This window comes from Paramesorhizobium endophyticum, assembly GCF_014640615.1.
Classification (GTDB): Bacteria; Pseudomonadota; Alphaproteobacteria; order Rhizobiales; family Rhizobiaceae; genus Paramesorhizobium; species Paramesorhizobium endophyticum.
In genome coordinates, this window is the sequence record NZ_BMHH01000058.1 from 1 (window position 1) to 3,625 (window position 3,625).

Below are 3,625 nucleotides of genomic sequence, written 5' to 3' on the forward strand. Positions count from 1 at the left end.
CGCCGCGACCGGAGGCGAGATTACGCTCAACGGCGCCGGCGGCGAGACGGGCATCGCCGTCGACGCGGATCCGGCTGCAAGCCAGATCTATACCGCCACCATCAACACGAAGCTGACAGGCGGCTCGAGCCTCCTGAAGACCGGCCTCGGCACGCTGGTGCTGGCTGGCGACAACAGCTATACCGGCGGCACCGTCATCGACGACGGCGTATTGCAGATCTCCGCCGACAAGAATCTCGGCGCGGATGCGGCGGGCGGCCTCACCACCGGCCTCACCTTCAAGGGCGGTCCAAACCTGCCGGCGGTGCTGCACAACACCCAGGCCATCGCGATGGCGCGCCCGGTGCATCTGGACGGCACCGGCGGCACCTTCCAGACCGATGGCGACCTGACGCTGAACGGTGTGGTCGACGGCGGCGGCGCGCTCACCAAGCTTGGCGCGGCGACGCTGGTGCTCAAGGGCGCCAACAGCTATGGCGGCGGCACTTTCATCAACGAAGGCACGGTCTCGGTGGAGGCCGACAACAATCTGGGCGCCCCCAATAGCCGCATCACCTTCAACGGCGGCACGCTCGCCAATACCGCCGCCTTCAGGACCTCGGCGCGGCCCATCACCGTCAATGCCGCCACCGGCACCCTGCCCGGCGGGGGCGCCTTCCGGACCGATCTGGACTTGACGCTGGCCGGCGCAATCGAAAATCCAAGCAGCGGCCCGGCCAATCTCACGGGCGGCCCGCTCACCAAGAAGGGCGCGGGCAAGCTGATCCTCGCCGCGGACGGCAATTATTCCGGCACCTTCACCATCGACGAGGGCGAACTCGTCTTCGGTGACGCCTCGACTGGCGGCACGGGAGCCGCCGGCAGCGTCGCCGGCCCGATCGTCGACAATGCCGCGCTTTCCTTCGACCGCTCCAACGCCTTCACCTATGGCAATGTCATCTCCGGCTCCGGCACGCTGACGCAGAAGGGACCAGGCGAGACCACGCTCACCGGCGCCAACAGCTACAAGGGCGCCACAACGGTCGCCGCCGGCACGCTCATCATCGATGGCGACCAGACGGGCGCGACCGGCGCCACCACCGTCGCGAGCGGCGCGACCCTGCGCGGCAAGGGCACCATCGGCGGCGACGTCACCATCGATGCCGGCGGCAACCTGACCGCCCAGGACCAGAACGGCGACACCGGCTACAGCGCGCTTTCCATCAACGGCAAGCTCGCGCTCGATCCGGGCGCCAGCCTCAATTACAACTATGGCGCCGACCCCGCCACCAACAACAAGGACGCGCTGCTGATCCGCGTCAAGGGCGACCTCGACTTGAACGGCACGCTCAATGTCAGCAACACATCGGGCGATCCGTTCCTCATCGGCGTTTATGGCCTCATCAAATATGGCGGCGCGCTTTCCGGCAGCGGGCTGACGCTGGGCGCCATGCCCGGCCCCGACTTCCTGCTTCAGACCGGCAGTGGCCGCGTCGATCTCGTCTATACCGCCGGCCAGGACCTGGATTACTGGAGCGTCGGCGCCGCTACCGGCGGCCTTCCCAATGGCGGCACCGGCGTATGGCAGGGACCGGGCGGCGCAGAGAACTGGACCGACCAGCACGCCACCCTCAAGGACAGCTATGCCGACAATGGCAACCCGATCTTCGCCGGTACGGCGGGCACTGTCACCGTCGACGCCAGAAGCTTCGGCCCGATCAACGTCACCGGCATGCAGTTCGTCACGTCGGGCTATCTCGTTACCGGTGATGCGATCAACCTCGACACGGGCGCAAATGGCATCCGCGTCGGCGACATGAGCACCGACGCCTTCAACACTATCGCCACGATCGAATCGGAGCTCGCCGGCGCCGGCCAGCTCGTCAAGCAGGATCATGGCACGCTGGTGCTCAAGGGCGCCAATTCCTATACCGGCGGCACGCTCATCGATGCCGGCACGCTGCAGATCTCGAGCGACGGCAATCTGGGCGCCGCCGGAACCCAGCTCGCGCTGGCCGGCGGCATCTTGCAGAACACCGCGCAGATGAGTTCGGCGCGGCAGGTCTCGCTCGGCAATGGCGGGGGCACCTTCCAGACCGACCAGAACCTGACCCTCACCGGCGGGATCACCGGCGCGGGAAGTCTCGCCAAGACGGGGAACGCGGACCTTATCCTCTCGGGACCGTCGAGCTATACGGGCGCCACCAATGTCAACACGGGCACGCTTGCGGCGGGCGCGGAACGCGCCTTCAGCGCCGCCTCCGCCGTCAATGTGGCCAAGGGCGCGAGGCTGGCGCTGCGCGGCTATTCGCAGGAGACGGGCGCTCTCACCAATAGCGGCACGGTGGATCTGGGCGGCGCGGAGCCCGGCGCGATCCTTGCCGTCAAGGGCGATTACACCGGCAAGGACGGCAGCGTGGTCGCGCTTTCGACACGGCTCGAGGGCGACGATTCCAAGACCGACCGTCTCGTCGTCGAGGGCTCGTCTTCCGGCAACACCCTGCTTTCGGTCAGGAATGCCGGCGGCGGCGGCGCGCAGACCGACCAGGGCATCAAGCTCGTCGAGGTCCGCGGCGCCTCCGACGCCAGGTTCACGCTCGAGGCCGACTATAATTACGAGGGCTCACCGGCCATCGCGGCGGGCGCCTATGCCTACCGCCTCTTTCAGGGCGGGCCCGACTGGTATCTGCGCTCGCAGCTGATGGAAAGCGACCAACCGCAATTCCAGGCCGGCGTGCCGGTCTACGAGGCCTATACGGGCGTGCTGCAGGCCTTCAACCAGCTCGACTCGCTGCAGAACCGGCTCGGCAACCGCAACTGGACCATCGAGGCGCAAGGCGCGGACGGGCTCTCCGAGGAGGTCGCGCCCGAACAGGGCACCGGCCGCCAGAGCGTCGGCGTCTGGGGCAATATCGAGGCTTCCGACCATCGCTACCGGCCCGAAAGCTCCACCAGCCAGACCGATTACGACGCTGCCGTTTGGAAGCTGGAAACCGGCGTCGACGGCATGCTCTATGAGAATGAGGCCGGACGCCTCATCGGCGGCGCCAGCCTGCAATATGGCACCATCGCCGCCCGCATCGCCTCGCCTCATGGCGACGGCAAGATCGATGCCACCGGCGTCGGCATCGGCGGCACGCTCACCTGGTACGGCAATGACGGGCTTTATGCCGATGGGCAGGCGCGCGTCACCTGGTATGACAGCGATCTTTCCTCCGACATCGTCGATCGCAGCCTCGCCTCCGGCAATGACGGCAGGGGCTACGGCCTTTCCATCGAGGCGGGCAAACGCTTCCCCATCCTGCCGAACTGGTTCCTCACCCCGCAGGCCCAACTCGCCTGGTCGCGCATCTCCATCGACGGCTTCTCCGACGGCTTCGACGCCGACGTCACGGTCGGCAAGGGCGACAGCCTCATGGCCCGCATGGGTCTTGCCGCCAATCACGAGCGCCAGTGGGAGGATGTCAGCGGCCAGACCCGCCGCCTCCACGCCTATGGCGTCGCCAATCTCTATTACGACTTCGACAGCAAATACACCGTCGACGTCGCCTCAACCCCCTTCACCACCAAAACCCCACCGCTATGGGCCGGCATCGCGCTCGGCGGCAGCTACAACTGGGCCAACGACCGATACTCCCTCTATGGC

Annotated in this window: 1 protein-coding gene; it reads left to right on the plus strand. The window is 67.1% G+C overall.

Annotated features, from left to right (window positions below; all coding sequences use genetic code 11):
• Positions 1–3,625, plus strand: a 3,625-nt coding sequence (locus IEX53_RS23450; protein ID WP_188826580.1) for an autotransporter outer membrane beta-barrel domain-containing protein, incomplete at both ends; no start/stop codon positions are given.